This is a genomic window from Chryseobacterium sp. sg2396, assembly GCF_042610505.1.
Taxonomy (GTDB): Bacteria; Bacteroidota; Bacteroidia; order Flavobacteriales; family Weeksellaceae; genus Chryseobacterium.
Window position 1 is genome coordinate 1 of the sequence record NZ_JBHGAQ010000006.1, and the last position, 23151, is coordinate 23151.

The window sequence follows — 23151 nt, forward strand, 5'->3', positions numbered from 1 at the left end:
TTTTTTTCAAAATAAATAACTCAAACAGCTTCTAAAATTTCCTTCATCCGGTTTTCTTCATACAGCCATAAATCAGACTTCTCCAGGTTCACGTTAAACTTATGATCCAGAACAGCACTCATGCACCAAAAGTCCCGAAAAAGTCATAAATTTGCTGCCAAATGAATATTTCAGCTTACATTTTAGAATATTTGAAACAGTTCGGAACCGTTATAGTACCGGATTTTGGAGTTTTTTCCCTGGAAAAATCCAAGGCGGTGATCAATTCCGAAAATGGGAGCATTCTACCTCCCGCCAGCACGATCATGTATACTGCAGATTACGGGATGAAGTCAGATGATCTGGCGGCCTTTATTGCCGGGCAGAAACAGATGTCTCTGGAAGCTTCAAAAACCGACCTGCAGATCCAGACGGATTTCTGGAAGAAAAAACTTCAGGCCGAGCAAACCCTGGAAGTTCAGGGTCTGGGAATCATTTACACTGAAGACGGAATTACGCATTTCAAAGGCAACAGGTTACAGTCGGACCATCCGGATTTTTACGGATTGGAGGAAATCAGAATTTCGGATATGCATACCGACGGCTCCAAACCTGCGGCTTTATCAAACACTGAGAAGGATTATCAATTTAATAAATCGATTCTCTGGGCATTTCTGATTATTATTCCGGTGCTGGGGATTATTTATGTAGCTTATACCCAGCAGGAACTTCTGTTTGGAAAAAAATCATTTGATGATACCCCAATTTCCGTTCAGACCAAAACCCACCGGATTCAGAAAGATACGGTGAAAGTTCAGCAGCATGTATCTCCGGCAGTAGATTCTCTGAAAAAAGATTCTGTTATTCAGAAGCAGGTTCAGACGGTACCGCAGAAAACCGTTCCGGTACAAACGGCAGCTAAAAGCCAGAACAAAAACCAGGCAATTCCAAACAACACTAAGAAATAATGGCAAAAATAAAAAAAGCGTCAGATTCCCTGACGGTGATGACGAATATTGTTCTTCCCAACGATACCAACCAGCTGAGAAACCTTTTCGGAGGCGAGTTGTTGGCCAGAATGGACCGTTGTGCTTCGATTTCGGCAACCCGCCACTGCGAGAGAAGGGTGGTAACGGCTTCCGTGAACCACGTATCCTTCGATCATCCCATTCCCGAAGGCGGAATTGTGGTGATGGAATCCAAAGTCTCCAGGGCATTCTCCACTTCCATGGAAATTTATGTGGATGTGTGGCTGGATGATCCGATCAACCACAAAAAAATCCAGACTAATAAAGGAATTTATACCTTTGTAGCCGTAGACGAATTCAACCGCCCGATCCCAATCCCGGAGATGGAACCGGAAACCGATCTGGAACAAGAACGTTATGCTGCCGCTTTAAGAAGAAAAGAACTTTCCTTAATCCTTTCCGGAAGAATGAAACCGTCAGAATCCATCGAGCTTAAAAAGCTTTTCCAGGAACCTACGGAATAATTTCCTTCAAGGACAGTCCACAAAAGATTAAAGTTACGATTACAGATACAACCGACAGAACTATTTGTCGGTTTTTTATTGCCTTTTCCGGTGAAGTTTCAAGATAATCATCGTTTTTGCTGAACATTTTCTGAGGAAGCCAGATGATCCATCCTATAAAAACAAGGAGCAGGGCATTAACGGCAACACCCAGCCACAAAAATATTTTGTTTCCGAATCCGTCCGGTCCTTCCGCGGTGTAATGAATCGGAATAGTTTCCGCAACGAAAGGGTATTTCATCAACAGTACCCCACTGTAGACCAGAAGCAGCACTACGGATATTCCGAAAATAATTTTAGGTAACTTCATCAGAACGCAAAATTGAAAAATTCTATCCCGCAAAATCAGTTTCTATTTCTTTCTAACTTACCTTTGCACCAACAAATATAAAGAATTATGCCTTCAATGAGAATACTGCTTTTAGATAAGAATCATCCTTTGATTACCGAACGGCTTAGTGCAAAAAATTTTATTCTGGAAGAAGATTTTACGTCTTCCTATGATGAGGTTTGCAGGAAAATTGAAAATTACGACGGGGTGATTATCCGAAGCAGAATTCCTTTGGATCAGAATTTTCTAAAGAAAGCCAAAAACCTGAAATTTATTGCCAGGGTAGGAGCGGGGATGGAAAACATTGATATTCCGGTGGCTAAAAAAATGGGCATTCAGCTCATCAATTCTCCTGAAGGAAACCGCGATTCCGTGGCAGAGCATGTGGTCGGAATGCTTTTGATCTTAATGAACCGGCTCTTCATCGCTTCGCAGGAAGTGAAAAACGGCATCTGGCTGCGGGAAGAAAACCGTGGCGATGAGCTTTTAGGGAAAACAGTCGGATTAATTGGCTACGGAAATATGGGAAAGGCTACAGCAAAAAGATTGTCGGGGTTCGGGTGTAAAGTTATTTTCTATGATATCCTGCCGGACCTTTCCGATGAGTTTGCCGAACAGGTTTCTTTGGAAGAACTGCAAGAAAAAGCGGAGGTTTTAAGTTTACATATTCCTTTAACGGAACATACCCATTATATGATCGATGGCTCCTTTATTGACGGCATGAAGCATGACTTTTATTTTGTAAATACGGCGAGAGGGAAAAATGTAGAAACGAAAAGTTTAGTCGAGGCATTGAAATCAGGCAAAGTAAAAGGCGCATGTCTGGATGTCCTGGAATATGAAAAATCTTCCTTTGAAAATCTGGAAACGGAAAATGAAGACCTGAACTACCTGTTGAAATCCGAGAAAGCCATTGTTACGCCGCATATCGCAGGATGGACGGTTCAAAGCAAAGAAAAACTGGCGCAGGTGATTGTGGATAAGATTATCACACAGTTTGCCTAGTCTGTTAAGGCCATTGCATGTAATACAAATGTCGGATTTTCACACGGCGATGACAAAATAAAAAGACTTCTGTTTTACAGATTGAATTTTGTACAGTTATTCCAAACAAAATACCTGGCTGGATTCAAAATTTCACGATGATTATTTTATGTTAAATAATTCATAATATAAAGCCAGGAGGTTATAATTATTTTGAGTTTTATTAAATTGCCGCTCATTTTGAAATTCCTGAGAATGCGTAATCTTGTCCTTATTGTAACGGTCTTTTTATCTCTTTTTTCCTGTAAAAATAAATCTGAAAAACAGGAAGTTGAACAGACTTATACTTCCAATCTTCCCAACTACGGAAATGTAGATCTAAGCAAGGCCTTTACACCGGCAGAAAGCCGTGTTGATGATAAAGCATCGCTGGTAAGATACATCGACCAGTATTATAAAAAAGTTTGGGAAAAAGGTGATCTTAGCGGAGGGATCCTGGTAGCCAAAGGAGATGATATCCTTTATGAAAATTACAGGGGATTCGCAAGAGAGGGAAATCAGAAACCGATCGACCGGAATACACCGCTTCACGTAGCCTCGGTTTCCAAAACCCTGACGGCAATGGCCATGATGAAGCTGGTCGAGGCAGGAAAAATTAATTTATCGGATCCGCTGACGAAATTTTTCCCGGGATTTCCCTATCCGCGGGTTACCGTTAAGACCTTACTGGACCAAAGAAGCGGCCTTCCGAAATACGAATATTTCATTACCAAAATACAACCTGCTCCTGCAGAACTTTCCAAGGCTTTCCTCACCAATCAGGATATTCTGAACATGCTCATCAAATACAAACCGGATCTGGCAAGGGATACGGATACGGGCTTTATGTATTGCAATACCAATTTCGCCATGCTGGCCCTGATTATTGAAAAAATAACCAAGACTCCTTTCCCGCAGGCGATGAAAGAAATGGTTTTCGAGCCTTTGAAAATGAAAAATACCTACATCTTCCAGGAAAAATATATTCCTACCGCTTCACAATCATTTTATTATGGCGGAAGCAAGCTGTATCCTCTCGACAGGCTGGATCTTATCTACGGAGACAAAAACGTTTATACAACGCCGAGGGATCTGTATAATTTTTCAAAAGCGATGTTTTCCAAAGATTTCCTGAAGCCTGAACTGATGGAGCAGGTCTTTACCCCGTACAGCAATGAAAAATTCGGGATGAACAACTATGGCTTTGGTTTCCGGATGAAGATCTATGATAATGGAGAAAAACTGACGTATCATAACGGATGGTGGCATGGGACGAACTCGGTATTTGCCCATCTGCTGAAATCCAAAGTGACGATCATTGCGATTGGAAACAAATATTCAAACCGTGTTTACACTGCACTTTCCCTTTCAGGGCTGTTTGAAGATTTCCCGCCCCAGAAAGACAAGCTTCACAGCATTATGAGCGACGAAACAGATACATTGAAAGGACATGGTGAAGTTTATGGAGAATAATGTTTATTTTTGCGTAAACATATTCATGAAAAGATTCCTTTTTTTATTTGTTATCGGTTTTCTGTTGCAGTCGTGTGCAAGAGTAGGTTCGCCTATCGGGGGATCGAAAGATACGCTGGCCCCAAAGTTTTTAAGTTCCAATATTGATACGACAAGGGTAAATGTCCCGACTGATATTAAGGAACTTCGCCTTGATTTTGATGAATATGTGACCCTGAAAGATGTCAGCAAAAACCTGATCATTTCTCCGCCGATCAAAAATATCACCCGGATCATTCCGTCGAATATTGCCAATAAGTTCATCCTGATCCAGTGGAAAGATACGCTTCAGGCAAATACGACTTACAATTTCAATTTCGGAAATTCCATCGGTGATAACAATGAAGGAAATATTTTACGATACTTCAATTTTGCTTTTTCAACGGGAAGTAAACTGGACGATCTGTATATCAGCGGTGATGTAAAAGATGCTTTGTCTACCAAGAAGCCGGGTGAGAATAAATACGTGGTAGGGCTGTATCAGGTAAAAGACACGATGAATTATAAACAGAAGCCTTATTATATCACAAAAGTGGATGATGACGGCTATTTTGAGCTGAATTACCTGTCTCCCGGAAAATACCGGATCATTGCTTTTGAAGACGAAAACGGAAACTCGATGTATGATGCGGGAAAAGAAAAAGTCGGATTTCAGAAAGACCCTGTCGTAGTAGAAAAATCGATTTCCGGTCTGAATATTAAATTATATCCTTCTAAAAAACCGGTGAAATATCTTGAAATGAAGGAGAGCCCGGGAGGTGTGCTGATGGCTTTTGAGGGAAAGCCGGAAGAAGTAAAGGTTCAGCCGCTGAATGAAAAAATCAAAGACTATAAAGTAACACACGCTCCGAAATCCGATACGGTAAAAATATGGTTTGATGCCTTAAAAAGCGACGTCGGACAAAATACCACGGAAAATCTTAAATTCGGCTATAATGCAGGAGTCGGGAAAAAAGATTCCCTGTACACTGCCTCGCTGTTCTATAAGTACAATGCAAAAAATGCCATGGATATCAACAGCGACAACGGAGGAAGCCTTCTTCCGCCGGGGCAAGACTTTAAGATGGTTTCCAATTATTACATCGATAAGATCAATACGGATAAGTGGGTTTTCAGGACTGCAGGCGACAGTCTGAACACCATTCCTTTTACGGCAAGGATCTCTGAAAAAAATCCTTATCAGATTTTGATAAAAGCGGATTTTATAGCAGGAAAAAAATACCAGCTGACCGTTCCTAAAGAAACCGTTTCTTCTTTCTATGCTAAAAATTCTCAGTCGAAACGTTTTGATTTTGATGCGGATAAAGTGGAAAATTACGGAAGCCTGAAGTTCATATTACAAAATGCACCGTCTTCAAGCTACTGGATTCAGCTGCTCGATACTTCGGATAAAGTGCTTTATCAGAAATATGCAAAAGGCAGCGAAGTGAAATTTGATATCCTGAAACCGGGCGAATATATCGTGAGGATTCTGGTGGATAATAATGGAAACGGCTATTGGGATGAAGCGGATTTCCAGAATAATGTATTTGCCGAAGATTCTTATATCTATTACAAGACAGCCGTTGTAAGACCGCTTTGGGACAGTAATGAAAACTGGGACCTGAAGGATACAAGGGTGTTGGATACTTCAAAGTTAAGCTTCCCGAAAACGACCACTGTACCGCCAAAAGATGCGAAAAAACCGGATCTGAAGAGCAACAATACCTTGCTTTCCCCAACAGGATCGACACTTACGAGATGATATGAAAACATTTAAAAAAATCCTTTTTTGGAGCCTGATCGGATTTGCTTTGATTCAGTTTATCCCGACCGATAAGGTTAATCCGCCGGTAGACCGTAAGGCCAATTTTACCGACATCAGGAAAACACCATCAAAGATCCAGGGATTGCTGAAGGGGGCCTGTTACGATTGTCATTCTTACGAAACCGTTTATCCCAAATACGCGTATATTGCTCCGGTTTCATGGTCGGTAAAAAGCCACGTAAACGAAGGGCGGGAACACCTCAATTTTTCAATCTGGGGAACGTATAATAGAGAACTGAAAGAAAGCATGCTGAACAAAGCCGTTCAGACAATTCATAATAAATCCATGCCGATGCCGGGATATATTGTGTATCACAAAGAAGCCAACTTATCCGAAGCGGAAAGAGTACTGCTTACGAAATATTTTGAGGAAATCCTGAAATCAAAAACCTATTAAAGATATAAGTTAAATAAAAATCCCCCGCAGAGATAGTGAACCTGCGGGGGATTGTATTTTATAAATATCAAAGACTCTTTAAATACCCTTCAAAAAATTTTTTCTGGGAATCAAAGGCCAAATCTTCCAGCTGAAGCTGTTTTAAAGGAATCCAGACTGCTTCCGATATTTCGGAAAGCTCCAGGTTCACTTCAAATTTTTCCGAAACGTTATATTCATAAAAAAGATCGATTGTATTGTAATCAATTTCTTTGTATTGGTACACATTCGGAAGGCTGGTGAGGTATTGTAAATTTGAAACATCCACATCAAGCTGCAACTCCTCAAAAAGTTCCCTTTTACAGGTTTCTTCAGCGCTTTCCCGGGGGTCTACAAAACCTCCGGCAAGATCCAGTTTCCCTTTTTTAGGGTCTCTGTTTCTCCTGGTCAGGTAAATTTCATCTTCATAACGGATCACTATAGCTACCGCGCCGGCCACATTGTTGTAGAGCGTGAAATTACAGTTGGGACAGCTCCATTTTTTTTCGCCGTCCCAATTGAGGGATTCTTTACCGCAACTTGGGCAGTATTTCAATATTTTCATTGCGTAATTTTAGCATTTCTCGGATGGTAATTGAGGATTACATCACGAAGCTCTTCTGTTTTCAGGTGAGTATATACCTGCGTTGTCGTAATGCTCGAATGACCAAGCATTTCCTGGATAAAACGGAGATCGGCCCCGTTCTGAAGCAAATGGGTCGCAAAAGAATGCCGGAAGGTGTGCGGTGAGATTTTCTTACTCACGCCGGCCTTATCCGTCAGTTCCTTGATAATTAAAAATACGATTACCCTGGACATCGAGGTTCCGCGGCTGTTCAGGAATAAAGTATCCTCATGCTTCCGGTTGACCTTGTTCTTGGAACGGATATCGTTGATGTAGCATTTGATCAGCTCTGCCGTATAATCGGCCAGGGGAACAAAACGTACTTTGTTTCCTTTTCCGACTACTTTGATATACTGTTCTTTAAAATTGATATTGGAAATCTTCAGGTCGATCAGTTCTGAAACGCGCAGCCCGCAGCCGTACAGGACTTCGATGATGCACTGGTTTCTTTTACCGAGATCTGTACTGATTTCTATGGCGCCGATAATCTTATTGATATCGGTAAGGCTCAAGGTATCCGGAAGATAAAGACCGAGTTTAGGGCCTTCCAGCAGAGAGGCCGGATTATCTTCGCGGCATTCGTCTTCCAAAAGAAATTTGAAAAATGCTTTAATGGAAGAGATCCATCTTGCCTGCGATCTTTCGCTGAATTTCTGTTTGGAAAGGTTGAAGATGTATTCCTGCAGATTTTCATAGTCGATTGAATCCGGACCCATATTTTCCAGATCTCCTTCTGCATATTCTTTTAATTTTTTGATGTCCCTGATGTAGGCATCTAATGTGTTTTCTGAAAAATTTCTTTCAAAACGTAGGAAGATTTCAAAATCCTTAATTTTTTCATCCCAAGTCATTGGTGTGTTATTTTTTTAGTTCATAATCCGAAATTTGTTCTATTTCAACTTGATGGTTTTTTAAAAATGATATTCCGTCGTCGTCCGAATACTCGTTGATGTAGACCAGCCGGGTAATTCCTGCCTGCAGGATCAGCTTGCTGCATTCTTTACACGGAGAAAGCGTTAAATACAGCGTAGCCCCTTTGGCAGACTGTGTGGAAGCGGCCAGTTTTAAAATGGCATTCGCTTCGGCGTGCAGTACATACCAGTGGGTATTGCCTTCAGGGTCCTCACAGCAGTTTTCAAATCCTGAGGGGGTACCATTATAACCATCTGAAATAATCATCCTATCTTTTACGATAAGAGCTCCTACCTGCTTTCGTTTACAGTAGGAAAGTTTTGCCCATTCCTGAGCCATTTTTAGATAAGCTTTATCAAACTTATTCATACAGCAGCATTGTTGGTTTTCGAAATAATTTGTATTAAGGGTAAAAAGTTAGAATACCGGTTTTCTTTTCTCAAGAAACGCCGAAACGCCTTCTTTTTTATCGTCCATTTCAAAAAGCTCTCCAAAATATTTGATTTCGGTTTCAAAGCCTTTATCCGTGTCCGAAAGATTGACAGCGTGAATTGCTTTTGAAATTGCCATGGGTGAATTGTTGGCAATTGTATGTGCTAATTCTCTTGTTTTGGTTAATAGTTCTTCGATAGGGTACACTTCATTTACCAGTCCGATTTCCTTTGCTTTTGCAGCGGGAATCATTTTGGCAGAAAAAATCATTTCGTTGGCAATACCTTTTCCTACAAGCTTCGGCAACCGCTGGGTTCCTCCGTAACCGGGAATCAGTCCCAATGTTACCTCCGGAAGTCCGAGTTTCGCATTTTCCGATGCATATCTGATGTGGCATGCCATGGCAAGCTCAAGACCTCCGCCCAAAGCAAAACCGTTTACGGCTGCGATTACTGGCTTGGTCATATTTTCTATTTTATTGAATAAAGAGTTGTGTCCGTTTCTGGCAAGCTCTTCAGCCTGATCCTGTCCGAAATCACTGAATTCTTTGATGTCTGCGCCGGCTACAAAGGATTTTACGCCGCTTCCGGTTAGAATAATTACCCTGCAGGCAGTATCGGAATTCAATTCGTCCAGGGCTGAACTAAGTTCACTGATTGTTTTGGCATTCAGTGCATTCAAGCTTTCAGGTCTGTTTATAGTTATGATAGAAAGATTACCTTCCTTTTGCAATAATATATTTTCGTAACTCATTTTCCACTAATAAAATATTATTTCGTGCAAATTATAAAAATTTTTACAAAAAAAAGGAAAAAATGTTAATCTTTTTTCCTTTTAATCAAAAGTTGTATTTTTAAATAATTGTTACTTCGTATGATTCATCATATTGGCATCAATAATTACATTGAGTTGAGAGGCCACTTTCATACCAAGTTCTATATTGGCTCTGAAGAAGTGGCACAGCTGCCTGTTGATGATTTCATCTTTCTTCGGGCCTGTGATCTGTTTCAGACTGCCGACGATATTGTTTATAAGATTATGCCTTTCTTCAGGGGTCATGGCTTTTGAGTATAAAAGGCCCGGCTGCGTGTAATGGTCGTCATCATTTTCATTCCTGTTGTAGCTGGCTACGTGGGCGCTGTCCAGCTCGTATTCATAGTTTTTATAGGCATAGTCCGGTTTGATATCGTCAAAACTGTTCGGATGATAGTTAGGTTTGTCCTGATAATGGCTGGAATCCGCCATAAATCCGTCTCTCTGGTAATTGTTTATGGCAAAAGGGCAGCGGTTTACCTCAAGCTGATGGGCATTTACGCCCACTCTGTACCGGTGAGCATCGGGATAGGAAAATAATCTTCCCTGAAGCATTCTGTCTGGTGAAAAACTGATTCCGTTGATCAGATTACTTGGCGAGAAAATAGATTGTTCCACGTGGGCAAAATAATTAACGGGCACTTCATTCAGCTCCATTTCTCCTACTTCAATCATCGGGAAATCATCATGAAACCAGACTTTGGTGATGTCGAAAGGATTCCATCTGAAATCTCTTGCCTGCTCTTCTGTCATTACCTGGATGTACATGGTCCATTTCGGAAAATTTCCTTCTTCGATGGCGTTGCAAAGATCTTCCTGGGCAAAGTCCGGATTTTCGCCGGCCATTTTCACCGCTTCGTCATTGGTGAAATTTTTAATCCCCTGTTTGGTAATAAAGTGGAATTTAACCCAGATTCTTTCATTTTTATCGTTAATCATGGAGTAAGTGTGCGAACCGAAACCGTGCATATGCCTGTATCCGTAGGGTGTTCCCCGGTCAGACATCAGGATTAGTACCTGGTGAAGAGATTCAGGGTTAAGGCTCCAGAAATCCCACATCATGGTAGCGCTTTTCAGGTTTGTTTTCGGAACCCTTTTCTGCGTATGGATAAAATCAGGAAATTTCTTGGCATCCTTTATAAAAAAGACAGGAGTATTATTTCCTACAAGGTCCCAGTTTCCGTCTTCCGTGTAGAACTTCAGGGCAAATCCTCTGGGATCCCTGGCCGTATCGGCGCTCCCTTTTTCTCCGCCAACAGTAGAGAAGCGGGCAAACATCCTGCATGAATTGCCGATTTTGGAAAATAACCTGGCTTTTGTATATTGGGTAATATCATGGGTAACCGTAAATGTTCCGTAAGCACCGGTTCCTTTGGCGTGAACAATCCTTTCCGGAATTCTTTCTCTTACAAAATGGGCAAGATTTTCCTGCAGGATAAAGTCTTGCAGCAATACGGGACCTCTCGGGCCGACCGTCTGCGAATCCTGGTGTTCGTAATAAGGGGAGCCGTTGCTTAGGGTTAATTTTTTTGAATCCATAATAGTTGTAATTTGTATAAGTTTTTTTGGAGTGGTATTTGATTATGTAAAGGTAGTAATAATCAAAATTACTTGAATTTTTAATTGTCAATAGTAAAAACATTTTATCTTTGTAATAGATAATATTAATCAGATGAACATTCAGCAACTGGAGTATCTTATCGCAGTGGATAAGTACAAGCATTTTGGGAAAGCGGCACAGGCATGCTTCATTACCCAGCCTACGTTAAGTGCCATGATACAGAAATTCGAGGATGAGCTGGATGTAAAGGTTTTCGACCGTACTACACACCCTATCCGCACAACGGATGTAGGACTTCAGATCATCGATCAGGCCAAAGTGATTATAGAGTCTGTCAATGAACTGAAAAACAAGGCCAATCTGCTGAACAATATTCTGGGCGGTACCATCAATATCGGAATCATTCCAACCGTTTCTTCATTTATTCTGCCGACGGAAATCTTCAAGTTCCTGAAAGACAATCCGAAGATCCAGATGAATGTAAAGGAAATGACGACCGACAATATCATCAAATCTTTAAAAGCAGGGGAACTGGACGCCGGGATTATTTCTACCCCTTATGATGCTGCGGATGAATTTTATCAGGATTTTCTGTTCAATGAAGAGTTGATGATTTACAGTTCTGAAACAGAGACCAACAAGAAGAACTCTTATGTTGTTCCTGAAGAGCTGAACGTAGAAAAAGTGTGGCTCCTTGAAGAAGGGAACTGTCTGCGAAATCAGTTTGAAAACATCTGCCACCTGAAAGAAAACACGCTGAAGCCGAAAAACCTGGATTTCCTGGCATCTAATATTCAGACGCTGGTGCACATGGTTGATAAGGTAGGCGGGATCAGCATTTTGCCGGAGCTGGCTCTAAATCAGCTTTCCGATCAGCAGAAAAAGAATGTATACCGCTTCAAAAAGCCTTTTCCGTACAGAGAAATCAGCGTTATCTACTATAAGCCGACCTTCAAACAAAAAATTATTGATGAATTGTCGCATTCCATCAGGAATTCTTTAGAAAAAAAACTGAATTATAACGAAAGCCCGAAGGAATTCGTAAGTATAAAACCACAATAGTTTTTTATTGCCAAAAGGCTGTTAAACCGTTAATTCCAAGAAAATTATAATAAGTAAGCAAAAATTTTGAGTATTAAAAAATAGTACTTAAATTTGCCAACGTTTACGGACGAGGAAAAATTTGACCTGATTGCAACCTCTATAAAAAAATGCTAAAACAGTATTCTTTTTTAGGCCTTTAGACAATTATTCTTATTTTCCTCGTAAATTTTTAATCTCAAACAACAGAATAACATGTCTTATTTATTTACATCTGAATCCGTTTCAGAAGGACATCCGGACAAAATCGCCGATCAGATATCCGATGCACTAATCGACCACTTTTTAGCGTATGATAAATCTTCAAAAGTAGCTTGTGAAACGCTTGTAACGACAGGACAGGTAGTGCTGGCAGGGGAAGTAAAATCCGATGCCTATCTTGATGTACAGACGATTGCCAGAGAAGTGATCAACGGAATCGGGTATACGAAAGGAGAATATATGTTCAACGGGGATTCCTGCGGGGTGATTTCTGCGATCCACGAACAGTCTCCGGATATCAACCAGGGTGTGGACAGGGCTGTTGCTGATGAGTCTTTTGAAGCCAAAGCCAATGCTCAGGGAGCCGGTGACCAGGGGATGATGTTTGGGTATGCTACCAATGAAACGGCAAACTATATGCCTTTGGCTCTGGATCTTGCCCATACCATTCTTAAAGAACTTTCTGCAATCCGAAGAGAAAATACAGAGATCAAATACCTTCGTCCTGATGCGAAAAGCCAGGTGACGATTGAATATTCTGATGATCATAAGCCGATCCGTATCGATTCTATCGTCGTTTCTACACAACACGATGATTTTGGAGCGGAAGAAGAAATGCTGAATAAAATCAGGGAAGACATCAAAAATATCCTGATCCCAAGGGTTGTGGCTTTACAGTCTGAGGAGATTAAAGCTCTTTTCAATGATCAGATCAAATATCATATCAATCCTACGGGAAAATTCGTAATCGGAGGCCCTCACGGGGATACCGGTCTTACGGGAAGAAAAATCATTGTGGATACCTATGGTGGAAAAGGAGCTCACGGAGGTGGTGCTTTCTCAGGAAAGGATCCTTCCAAAGTAGACCGGAGCGCAGCGTACGCAACAAGGCATATCGCTAAAAATTTAGTGGCGGCAGGAGTTGCTGATGAAGTTCTGGTGCAGGTTTCCTATGCAATCGGAGTTGCAGAGCCTTGCGGATTGTACATCAATACCTACGGAACCGCGAAAGTAGATCTTAACGATGGAGAAATCGCGAAGAAAGTTTCTACGGTTTTCGATTTAAGACCTTATGCCATCGAGCAGAACCTGAAACTTAGAAATCCGATTTACCAGGATACAGCTTCATACGGACACATGGGAAGAGAAAGCTACACAGCAAGCAAGACTTTTAACAAAGGGCATAAGAATGAGCTTACTCTTGAAAACCTGGAGTTCTTTACCTGGGAGAAACTGGACAAAGTAGATGAAATTAAAGCCGCTTTCGGAATTTAATTTTTAAAACCGATATAATAAATGACTGCTTTATCTTCACGGTAAGGCAGTTTTTTTTATTTTTACATACAATAATAAATTAAAGATGATGAACGCCAGATCCGCCATTGCGATCCTATCCGTATTCTTCCTGAGTACTTTTGCCAAAGCACAGGTAACGGTGCACAAAATGATCAATGTGGGTTATACCTATCAGAACCAAAGCTTCGGAGAAGTGGGAGGAAAGCTGCTCTTCTTAAAAAATGATGATGTGATTTACCGTTTGGGGGCCTCCACACTGATGGGATCCGTGCACTCTCAGTTTGCCATCATGCCGAAAGTTTCTGCCGATGTCCTGTTGAATTTTGAAAAAAATGTTGATTTTTACCATTCCTATTATTTCCTGATCGGAGCCGAAGGTACCAATAAATATATTGCTCCGAAAGTGGGGGTAACCCTTTTCGGGATCCTCGATCTTACCGGTGGGTATGCTTTTCCTATAGGAAACAGCGGAATAAATGGCAAAGAACTGAAGGGTGTGAATGTTAATTTTACACTAAATATCCCTACTGTATTCATTCACGATATGTTTAAGTGATTTTTTTTAGATTTTTCATGTAAAAAGTTAATAAATGGTTAACAGTTATTAAAAATTTATTATATTTACAACATAGAAAAATTGTATCCGCCTATTGATTATACTTTACTCTGAAGAATTGTTTTGTATTTACCGCTGAAGCCAGATGAAATATCTGGAAAAATTATCTTCAGCAAATATATTTATTGAGAAGAAGTTATGAAATCAAAATCGGATAGTTTACTAATTTCCCTTTACCAGAAAGGAGACGAAGCGGCGCTGTCTACCCTTATACACCGCCATCAGAGAGAACTGTTTACATTCATTTTTTACAAAATTAATGATGAAGATCTGGCAAACGATGTGTTTCAGGATACATTCATGAAGATCATTGTGATGCTGAAAGAAGGACGCTACAACGAAGAAGGTAAGTTTATTCTTTGGGCTAAAAGGATTGCCCATAATCTTATTATCGACCATTTCAGAGCAAAAGCCAAAAATATCAAGGTTTCCGAAACAACTTTCGAAACCGATGAATATTCTATCTTTGACCTGCTGAGAGAGCCTTCCGAGAATATAGAAGACCAGCTGGTTACCAACCAGATCCAGGAAGACCTTTTAAAAATGCTTCAGTTTCTGCCTGAAAATCAGCAGGAAGTGATCAAATTAAGGTTCTTTGACGGGTTGAGCTTTAAGGAAATCGCAGACCATACCGACATGAGCATCAATACCACATTGGGCCGCGTACGGTATGCGTTAATCAACCTGAGAAAAATCATGGATGAAAATCATATTGTCTTGACACGATAGATAATAATTTCGGAAAATTCTCGTTTTAAGGAAAAACATTTAGTCGCCTATGAGAAAAAATGATTCCTTAAAAGTGAAAGCTTTGAAACCTAAGAAACAAACCATTGAGTTTTTGCTCAGCTTTTCAAAGAGTGTCGAGGTTGTAAAAACCCCGGGCAAGAATTATCCGATTTCCAAAAATTAAAATTAATTTTGTGCTGTATGAAAATTCAGCACATTTTTTTTGACCTTGACAATACCCTCTGGGATCACCGCCGGAACGCCTATCTTACCATTAAAGACCTTTTTGAAAAAGAAGAAATCGGGCTGAAATACAGCATCGGTTTTGATGACTTTCATGCGGTATATCATGAGATCAATGAAAAGCTTTGGGAAGATATACGGGACGGTCTCATCGATAAGGAATACCTGAGGCAACATCGTTTTTATGATACGTTTAAACATTTCGGAGTGGATGATGAAGAATTATCCATGTATTTCGAGGAGCATTTCCTGGATAAAATCCTTAACCATAATGAACTGGTAGAAGGTGCACAGTATATCCTGGATTATCTCAAAGCCAAAAAGTACAGCCTTCACATTATTTCCAACGGATTCAAAGAAGTGACGGAGCGGAAATGCATTTTATCTAAAATTGATACTTATTTCCAGACCATCACCAGCGCGGATACCGTAGGCGTACGGAAGCCCCGTCCTGAAATTTTTGAATATTCCCTGAATCTTGCCGGTGCTGAAAAAGAAAACAGTATTCTCATCGGTGACGACTGGATCGCGGATGTCACCGGAGCCCAACGCTTTGGAATGGATGTGATCTTCTTTGATGTCCTGAATGAAAACAGGGAGGAAGAGGAATTAAAAATGATTAAGCATCTTTTGCAGATTAAAGAGTATCTATAAAACTTCGGCGGTCTTGCCATAAACAAGACCGCCGAATTATATTTATAAATTAAAATCATTAAATCCCTAAGCTTTCCCTCACTCTTTTGATCGTTTTCGTAGCAATCACTCTCGTTTTTGCGGCTCCTTCCTGAAGCTTGGCTTCCAGCTCGTCCAAATTGTTCATGTAACACGAGAAAAGTTCTCTTTCTTTCTCGAATCGTACCAGGATCAGGTCCAGCAATTCTTTTTTCGCGTGGCCATACCCGAAGTTTCCGGCTAAATATTTAGCTCTTAATGCTTCGGTCTGCTCAGGCGTTGCTACCAGCTGATAGATCGCAAATACTTTATCGGTTTCAGGATCTTTCGGCTCTTCCAGGGATTTGGAATCGGTTTCAATGCTCATCACCTGTTTTTTAAGCTCTTTTTCTGGCAGGAAGATATTAATGATGTTTCCTCTGGATTTGGACATTTTATGACCGTCTACTCCGGGAACGTATTTGGTGTTTTCCTGAAGCTCGGATTGAGGCAGCACAAAAACTTCTCCCATCTGGTTGTTGAAACGGGAAGCCACGTCACGGGCTATTTCCAAATGCTGAAGCTGGTCTTTTCCTACAGGAACTATTTCTGCATCGTACAGTAGGATATCGGCAGCCATCAGGATCGGATAGGTAAATAATCCTGCATTCACATCCTGCAGACGGTCTGCTTTATCTTTGAATGAATGCGCTAACGTAAGTCGCTGATATGGAAAAAAACATGATAAATGCCAAGAAAGTTCACAGGTTTCAGGGATGTCGCTCTGTCTGTAAAAGTATGTTTTTTCGGTATCCAGCCCACAAGCAAGCCAAGCCGCAGCAATCTCGTAGGTATTCTGTTTCAGTTCTCTCGCGTCCTTAATCTGGGTAAGCGAGTGAAGATTCGCGATAAATAAAAATGATTCGTTTCCTTCCTGCTTGGATAGCTCAATTGCAGGAATAATGGCACCCAGTAGATTCCCAAGGTGCGGGGTTCCGGTGGCTTGAATGCCGGTAAGAATTCTTGACATTGTTTAAAATTTATTATTTAAAATTAATGAATTGCAAATTTAATCAATTCTTCAACAGATCATATAGTGAAGAATAAGTTTAAATTTTGTTCAAATTTATTTCCTGTTGATTTTCTTAGAGCCTGTTTCATTTTGATCTACTAATTTTTTACAGACTTCTGCTTAATTTTAACATTAATGAATTCAGTTTATTAAGCGGAAAAAATAAGAAATCAATTAATTGATTTAAATTAAGTTAATTAAGAAGTTAAATCTTAATTCTTAATTTTCTAAATCAAAATAAACTTTGTTTATTCTTAACTTTAACAATAATAGCTGTTTATTGAATAAGGTAGGAATTAAATAAACTGATAAGCCTTATTGCCTTAAATTCTTAATGTTAGAAAAACAACAGGATCAATAACTCAGAGGCAAACTGGATGGCCGGAGTAGAAAATAAGTATCAAGGAATCTGGATTTTCTTTCCGCCAAACTTCGGCTCGACTCCTGTTATCAGATCCAGGTAGGCCTTCGTTTTCGCAAGATATTCCCTCACGTTCGTTTTAAATCCCGCATATTTGTTGACATCCGGAGCATTATAGCCGTAAGCCCCTATCCCGTGCTCACGGGCCAGGAAGACCGCTCTTTCGTTATGGAACTTCTGCGAAACAATGATCAGCTTTTTCTGCCCGAAGATTTCCTTCGCCCGCACCACGGAATCCAGGGTCCTGAATCCGGCGAAATCGAGGAAGATTTTATTTTCGGGAACTCCATATTTTAGAAGAGCCTGCTGCATATCTTCCGGTTCGTTGTAATCTTTCCGGCTGTTGTCTCCGCTTACAATCAGGTATTTGATTTTCCCGCTTTTGAAAAGGTCGGCAGCGGCGCGGATCCTGTTGTTGAAATAAGCATTTGGCTGCTCGTTGTCTAAAGTTTTGCTCGTTCCCAGCAGCAGGGCCGTTTTGGTGTCGGGAAGATCGTCGATCAGATAAGAAATATAATTTTCGGTATTTCTTTTCATGCTGTAATTGGCCCAGGCAATAAAAATAATTCCTGCAACAAAAAGAAGCAGGAAAATTTTAAGGATATTTTTAATTGATCTTTTCATTGTGTATAAAATCACTCTTAGAATTCAAGTCCGTTGGGGAAGGCTTTTTTCCTAAAAATCAGAAGCAGGGCAGCGCCTACCGTAATTGCGGAATCGGCAACATTAAATATGTATTTGAAAAACTCAATGTGCTTTCCGCCGATCAGTGGCCAGCTTTCAGGAACGTTCCAGTCAACGATAGGGAAGTGGAGCATATCGACCACACAGCCTTTCATGAATGTTGAATATCCATGCCCGAAAGGTACGAAATGCGAAACACCGCCGTAGCCGATCCACCGGCCCGTGCTTTCATCGAAAACCGTTCCGCTGTCGAAGATCATTCCGTAGAACATACCATCAATTAAATTTCCGATGGCCCCTGCGAAAATCATGGCCATAGGAATCAGCAGGTAATTCGATTCGCCTTTCTGAAGCCATTTTTTAAACAAATACACCATTCCTCCGATCAGGCAGATCCTTACAATCACCAGGAAATATTTACCGATAATTCCTCCGAAATGAAACCCATAAGCCATTCCCGGGTTTTCTACAAAAGTTTTATTAAAAAATCCCTGAATAACGGGAATACTCTCATTCAGCTCAAAATGGGTTTTCACATACATCTTGGAAGCCTGATCGATCAGTAAAATAAGAAAGGTTACAAGTGCGATCTTCTTCATTACAGGCCTTTGGGTTTAGAAGGTTTCCCTATTTTCTCATTTTTCCGGTCAACGATCTTTTTAATTGTCTTCTCGTTGTGGTGTGTGTGTTTCGTATGGAATTTCTCGAACTTGATGTTCATTTCTTTTAAAACGCTTTTCAGTGCGCTCAGCTCCATGGCATTCTTGGTGTGCACAATAATGGATTCCATTGTTTTGATATAAGTTTTCTATTTTCTGGAAAGTTCGTCGAGTCTTTTCCTGTCTTTCTCCGAAAGGTCACTGACTCCGTTTTTGCCCATCTTGCTGAGAAGACGGTCGATTTCTTTTTCCCGGTCGCGTTTATCCGAATTAAATTGATCATCGATCGTATAATTTCGCTTTTCATCCGGAAAGAATCTGTCTTTGATCCGATCCCTGTTGAAAAACGCCATTACGGCAACCACAATAATTCCTAAAATCAGTATTTCGCTCATGGGCTCATATTAAAAAATCAGGTTTATAAAGTATTCCGTGAAATACGATATAAACCCAATGTATTGTAGATAACCGGCTGGTTATTTCTGCATATTTTTCGCTTCGATGCTTAAGGTAGCATGGGGAACGGCAAATAATCTTTCCTTAGGGATAAGCTTACCGGTCACTCTGCAAATGCCGTACGTTTTGTTTTCAATTCTGATCAGAGCGTTTTTCAGATCACGTAAGAATTTTTCCTGTCTGCCTGCCAAAATAGAATTCTGTTCCTTGCTCAACGTTTCAGCACCTTCTTCAAATGCTTTGAAGGTAGGGGAAGTATCATCCGTGCCATTATTCTGGTCATTGATGAAACTCTCTCTGATCAGTTGTAAATCCCTTTCCGCTTTCTCTATTTTTTCCCGGATAACTGCTTTAAACTCCTGTAAATCAGCATCGCTGTATCTTACTCTTTCGTCTGACATAATCATTTTTCTCTTTTTTAATAAAATTATGAAATCAAAATTGAAAAACAATAACTATATGTTAAATTTTTTCAACATTTATCTTAAAATTAACCTCATCTATTTCGATTTCGTTAAAATTTGAAAGTGAAGGTACGAATTCTATTTTACTTGACAAGACTTCCGAAGAAATATATTCCTCATTCTTCCTGATATCTTCAAGGAATGGTGAGTTTTTTTCCAGGAAGATGATAATTCTGTCCGTTAAATCGAAATCTTTCTCCTTTCGCAGGTTTTGGATTCTGTTAATGAATTCCCTGGCGACCCCTTCAGATTTTAATTCTTCTGTCAACGTCAAATCTAATGCCACAGTTGTTTTTCCGTCGGAAGTTACCGTCCATCCCGGAATATCTTTGGTAGAAATTTCCACATCATCAAGGGTGATTTCGTACCCCTGAATGTCAAGCTTTCCTTCTTTTTCAAGCTGGGAAATCTGCTCCGCTTCAAGACCGGCAATCGCTCCGCCTACCGTTTTCATGTCTTTCCCTAATTTAGGTCCTAACGCTTTGAAATTCGGTTTGATCTGTTTTACAATAAGATGCGATGCTTCTTCGGCGTTAATTAACTGAAGTTCTTTTACATTAACTTCCTGCTTGATCAGTTCTGCAACTGCCAGGATCTGCTCTTCCGTTTTTTTATCTAAGAATGGAATCAATACTCTTTGCAAAGGCTGTCTAACTTTCAAACTTTCTGCACGTCTGATTGACAGTACGAGGCTCGTTATAGTTTGTGCCAGATGGGTCTTTTCAACCAGATCCTGATCGATCAGGCTTTCATCTGCTACCGGGAAATCTGTTAAGTGGATAGATTCCGCCGTTTCTTTTCCGGTGACTTTATTTAAATCCTGATACAGTTGATCCATAAAGAACGGCGCAATCGGTGCGGATAATTTGGCTACCGTTTCCAGGCAGGTATATAAAGTCTGATACGCGGAGATTTTATCTTCCGAATAATCGCCCTTCCAGAAACGTCGTCTGCATAATCTTACATACCAGTTGCTCAGGTTGTCGTTCACAAAATTACTGATCGCTCTGGCGACTCTCGTCGGTTCGTAATCTTCGTAGAAAGCTTTAACTTCCTTAATCAATAAATTTAATTCCGATAAAATCCAACGGTCGATCTCAGGCCTATTCTCTACTTCTTTTTCAGAATAATTAAATCCGTCAACATTTGCATATAAAGCAAAGAAAGAGTAGGTGTTATATAAGGTTCCAAAGAATTTTCTTCTAACTTCGTCGATTCCTTCGATGTCAAATTTCAGGTTTTCCCAAGGGTTGGCATTGGAAATCATATACCAACGCGTGGCATCCGGCCCATAAACCGAAAGGGTTTCAAACGGATCTACAGCATTGCCTTTTGATTTCGACATTTTCAGTCCGTTTTTATCCAGCACAAGCCCGTTGCTCATTACATTTTTATAAGCTACCGAATCGAATACCGCAGTTCCGATCGCATGAAGCGTATAGAACCATCCGCGGGTCTGGTCAACGCCTTCCGCGATAAAATCGGCAGGGAAGGCTTTGTTGTTGTCGATTAATTCTTTATTCTCAAAAGGATAGTGCAGCTGCGCATAAGGCATGGAACCCGAATCGAACCAGACGTCGATCAGATCACTTTCACGCTTCATCGGCTCTCCCAAATCCGAAACCAGAATGATCTTGTCCACCACATTCTTGTGCAGATCGACAAGCTCATAATTGGATTCGGCCATATTGCCGATCACAAAACCTTTAAAAGGATTTTCTTTCATGAAACCTGCCGCAACGGATTTCTCGATTTCATTGTATAATTCTTCTACGGAACCGATAATTTTTTCTTCCTGTCCTGAACCTGTCGAAGAATCCGTTCTCCAGATCGGTAACGGGATTCCCCAGTATCTTGACCTTGAAAGATTCCAGTCGTTCACGTTTTCCAGCCAGTTCCCGAAACGCCCTTCTCCCGTTGATTTCGGCTTCCAGTTGATTTCTTTGTTTAAATCCACCAACCTTTCTTTTACGGCCGTCATTTTCACAAACCATGAATCCAGCGGATAATACAATACCGGCTTGTCCGTTCTCCAGCAATGCGGGTAGCTGTGGACATATTTCTCTACTTTAAAGGCCTTGTTTTCCGTCTTCAGTAAAATCGCGAGTTCTACATCCCAGGATTTCTCCGGAGCGGTGCCTTCATCGTAATATTCGTTCTTGATGTATTTTCCGGAGAATAATTCCGGAACATATTCTCCTTTGATGAATCTTCCCTGAAGATCCACCAGTGGAACCAGATTGTCGTTTTCATCTTTTACCAGCATCGGCGGAACTTCAGGCTTAGCCATTTTGGCAACCCGTGCATCATCCGCACCGAACGTCGGAGCCGTATGAACGATTCCCGTACCATCTTCCGTTGTTACGAAATCCCCTAAAATTACCCTAAACGCATTTTCAGGATGGTCATTCGGGGTAAACCATGGAACAAGCTGTTCGTATCGGGTTTCCACTAATTTTTCTCCGGTGAATTCTTTTTGGATTTTAAATGGAATTGTTTTGTTTTCTGCAGAATAATTTGCAAAATCTTCATCCGTGCCTTCCGCATATTTCTTACCGAAAACCTTAGGTAAAAGCACGCGGGATAAAACAACGTTTACTGGCTCGAAAGTATATTGGTTGAATGTTTTTACCAGGACATATTCAATATCTCTTCCTACGGTTAATGCCGTATTGGAAGGCAGCGTCCAAGGAGTGGTCGTCCAGGCCAGGATGTGCACGTCTCCATCTACATCGCTGAATAATTCAGAAGATTCTTTCTTAACCTTGAACTGGGCCACCACCGTCGTATCTGAAACATCATGGTACGTCCCCGGCATATTCAGTTCTGCAGAGGAAAGTCCGGTTCCTGCTTTCGGAGAATAAGGCTGGATGGTGTATCCTTTGTACAATAATTCTTTATCGTACAACTGTTTCAGCAACCACCAAACGGTCTCCATATATTTTGACTTGTACGTGATGTAAGGATCGTTAAGATCTACCCAATACCCGATTTTTTCGGTCAGGGTATTCCACACGTCCGTATAGCGCATTACCGCTTCACGGCAGGCTTTGTTGTAATCTTCAATTGAAATTTTTTTGCCAATATCTTCTTTGGTGATTCCTAATTCTTTTTCCACACCAAGCTCTACCGGAAGTCCGTGGGTATCCCAACCCGCTTTACGGAAAACCTGCTTTCCGTTCTGGGTCTGGTAACGACAGAAAATATCCTTTAATGCCCTGGCCATTACGTGGTGAATTCCGGGCATACCGTTTGCCGAAGGCGGACCTTCATAAAAAACAAACTCAGGCTGCCCCTCACGGATCTCAACACTTTTATTGAAGGTTTTATTCTGCTTCCAGAATTCCGAGATGTTCTCGGCTACGTCAATAAGGTTGAGGTTTTTGTACTCTTTAAACTGGCTCATTGTAATATCTCAATATCGTTGATTAATTAAGTTGGCAAATTTACTAAAATTTACCGGTTTATAATATATGTTTTATTTTGATATTTCCCATGAAAATGTTCTGTTTCAGAAAAATAAAGTGAAGGTGAATGGGTAAAGGTGAATTGTGAATCTTGAATGAGTGAATTTTTTAGAAATTAAATTTATTCAAAGGGGTAATTGGTATTAAAGC

Annotated in this window: 24 protein-coding genes; 11 read left to right on the plus strand and 13 right to left on the minus strand. The window is 40.6% G+C overall.

Annotation, left to right across the window (positions count from 1 at the left end):
- Positions 1-161 precede the first annotated feature (161 nt).
- The gene (locus ACED20_RS07810) at positions 162-947 is read left to right on the plus strand and encodes a hypothetical protein (protein ID WP_294225922.1); all 786 of its coding nucleotides are present in this window, start codon (positions 162-164) and stop codon (positions 945-947) included.
- Entirely contained in the window at positions 947-1471 is a 525-nt protein-coding gene (locus ACED20_RS07815) for an acyl-CoA thioesterase (RefSeq protein WP_294241327.1), read from the plus strand. Before ACED20_RS07810 ends, ACED20_RS07815 begins: the two co-directional genes overlap by 1 nt.
- Here ACED20_RS07815 and ACED20_RS07820 read toward each other — a convergent pair.
- Positions 1461-1820, minus strand: coding sequence for a DUF1648 domain-containing protein (locus ACED20_RS07820; RefSeq protein ID WP_294241329.1), 360 nt, complete (start codon positions 1818-1820; stop codon positions 1461-1463). The two genes, ACED20_RS07815 and ACED20_RS07820, sit on opposite strands and share 11 nt — an antisense overlap.
- A 96-nt stretch (positions 1821-1916) precedes the next feature.
- Here ACED20_RS07820 and ACED20_RS07825 point away from each other — a divergent pair, with 96 nt between their 5' ends.
- The 4 genes from ACED20_RS07825 (at position 1917) to ACED20_RS07840 (ending at position 6580) form a co-directional block, all read left to right on the plus strand.
- Entirely contained in the window at positions 1917-2846 is a 930-nt protein-coding gene (locus tag ACED20_RS07825) for a 2-hydroxyacid dehydrogenase (protein ID WP_345766704.1), read from the plus strand.
- Positions 2847-3080: 234 nt separating this feature from the next.
- Positions 3081-4337, plus strand: a complete 1257-nt coding sequence (locus tag ACED20_RS07830) for a serine hydrolase domain-containing protein (protein ID WP_345766703.1) — start codon at positions 3081-3083, stop codon at positions 4335-4337.
- 25 nt (positions 4338-4362) lie between these two features.
- On the plus strand, positions 4363-6120 hold the full coding sequence (locus ACED20_RS07835) for an Ig-like domain-containing domain (RefSeq protein WP_378104101.1): 1758 nt from the start codon (positions 4363-4365) through the stop codon (positions 6118-6120).
- A gap of 1 nt (position 6121) precedes the next feature.
- Complete coding sequence (locus ACED20_RS07840; RefSeq protein ID WP_294225904.1) at positions 6122-6580, plus strand: heme-binding domain-containing protein; 459 nt, start codon at positions 6122-6124, stop codon at positions 6578-6580.
- Between the two features lie 67 nt (positions 6581-6647).
- Here ACED20_RS07840 and ACED20_RS07845 read toward each other — a convergent pair whose 3' ends face one another.
- The 5 genes from ACED20_RS07845 to ACED20_RS07865 form a co-directional block, all read right to left on the minus strand.
- Entirely contained in the window at positions 6648-7163 is a 516-nt protein-coding gene (locus tag ACED20_RS07845) for an NUDIX domain-containing protein (RefSeq protein ID WP_378104103.1), read from the minus strand.
- Positions 7160-8074, minus strand: coding sequence for a site-specific tyrosine recombinase XerD (xerD, locus tag ACED20_RS07850; protein ID WP_294232955.1), 915 nt, complete (start codon positions 8072-8074; stop codon positions 7160-7162). Before xerD ends, ACED20_RS07845 begins: the two co-directional genes overlap by 4 nt.
- A gap of 7 nt (positions 8075-8081) precedes the next feature.
- Positions 8082-8504 carry a dCMP deaminase family protein gene (locus ACED20_RS07855; protein ID WP_294197835.1) on the minus strand — a complete coding sequence of 141 codons (423 nt, stop codon included), beginning with the start codon at positions 8502-8504 and terminating at the stop codon, positions 8082-8084.
- Between the two features lie 48 nt (positions 8505-8552).
- A complete protein-coding gene (locus tag ACED20_RS07860) occupies positions 8553-9320 on the minus strand; it encodes an enoyl-CoA hydratase-related protein (RefSeq protein ID WP_345766699.1) in 768 nt (255 codons plus the stop codon).
- Positions 9321-9431: 111 nt separating this feature from the next.
- Positions 9432-10919: a catalase gene (locus tag ACED20_RS07865; protein ID WP_294197831.1), complete on the minus strand. Its 1488-nt coding sequence runs from the start codon at positions 10917-10919 to the stop codon at positions 9432-9434.
- A gap of 133 nt (positions 10920-11052) precedes the next feature.
- Between ACED20_RS07865 and ACED20_RS07870 the strand changes: the two genes are divergently transcribed.
- The 5 genes from ACED20_RS07870 (at position 11053) to ACED20_RS07890 (ending at position 15781) form a co-directional block, all read left to right on the plus strand.
- Positions 11053-12003: a LysR substrate-binding domain-containing protein gene (locus ACED20_RS07870; RefSeq protein ID WP_294197830.1), complete on the plus strand. Its 951-nt coding sequence runs from the start codon at positions 11053-11055 to the stop codon at positions 12001-12003.
- A gap of 234 nt (positions 12004-12237) precedes the next feature.
- On the plus strand, positions 12238-13518 hold the full coding sequence (metK, locus tag ACED20_RS07875) for a methionine adenosyltransferase (RefSeq protein ID WP_345766698.1): 1281 nt from the start codon (positions 12238-12240) through the stop codon (positions 13516-13518).
- Between the two features lie 85 nt (positions 13519-13603).
- Positions 13604-14095, plus strand: coding sequence for a hypothetical protein (locus ACED20_RS07880; RefSeq protein ID WP_378104104.1), 492 nt, complete (start codon positions 13604-13606; stop codon positions 14093-14095).
- A 198-nt stretch (positions 14096-14293) separates the two neighbouring features.
- Complete coding sequence (locus ACED20_RS07885; RefSeq protein ID WP_294197824.1) at positions 14294-14884, plus strand: RNA polymerase sigma factor; 591 nt, start codon at positions 14294-14296, stop codon at positions 14882-14884.
- Between the two features lie 201 nt (positions 14885-15085).
- Entirely contained in the window at positions 15086-15781 is a 696-nt protein-coding gene (locus ACED20_RS07890; protein WP_378104105.1) for a YjjG family noncanonical pyrimidine nucleotidase, read from the plus strand.
- Positions 15782-15839: 58 nt separating this feature from the next.
- Here the strand turns inward: ACED20_RS07890 and trpS are convergent, their stop codons facing one another.
- From trpS to ileS, 7 genes are all read right to left on the minus strand, one after another.
- Positions 15840-16808 (minus strand): tryptophan--tRNA ligase, encoded by a 969-nt coding sequence (trpS, locus tag ACED20_RS07895; protein ID WP_378104107.1) that lies wholly within the window; start codon positions 16806-16808, stop codon positions 15840-15842.
- A 442-nt stretch (positions 16809-17250) separates the two neighbouring features.
- Complete coding sequence (locus ACED20_RS07900) at positions 17251-17895, minus strand: vancomycin high temperature exclusion protein (RefSeq protein WP_294241349.1); 645 nt, start codon at positions 17893-17895, stop codon at positions 17251-17253.
- 17 nt (positions 17896-17912) lie between these two features.
- A complete protein-coding gene (locus ACED20_RS07905) occupies positions 17913-18554 on the minus strand; it encodes a lipoprotein signal peptidase (RefSeq protein WP_294197815.1) in 642 nt (213 codons plus the stop codon).
- On the minus strand, positions 18554-18745 hold the full coding sequence (locus ACED20_RS07910) for a DUF2683 family protein (protein WP_294197813.1): 192 nt from the start codon (positions 18743-18745) through the stop codon (positions 18554-18556). Before ACED20_RS07910 ends, ACED20_RS07905 begins: the two co-directional genes overlap by 1 nt.
- Before the next feature lie 18 nt (positions 18746-18763).
- On the minus strand, positions 18764-19009 hold the full coding sequence (locus tag ACED20_RS07915; RefSeq protein ID WP_294197811.1) for a DUF6576 domain-containing protein: 246 nt from the start codon (positions 19007-19009) through the stop codon (positions 18764-18766).
- An 81-nt stretch (positions 19010-19090) separates the two neighbouring features.
- Positions 19091-19471 carry a TraR/DksA C4-type zinc finger protein gene (locus tag ACED20_RS07920; protein WP_294225865.1) on the minus strand — a complete coding sequence of 127 codons (381 nt, stop codon included), beginning with the start codon at positions 19469-19471 and terminating at the stop codon, positions 19091-19093.
- A 61-nt stretch (positions 19472-19532) separates the two neighbouring features.
- Positions 19533-22940 (minus strand): isoleucine--tRNA ligase, encoded by a 3408-nt coding sequence (gene ileS / locus ACED20_RS07925; RefSeq protein ID WP_378104109.1) that lies wholly within the window; start codon positions 22938-22940, stop codon positions 19533-19535.
- Between the last annotated feature and the right edge of the window lie 211 nt (positions 22941-23151).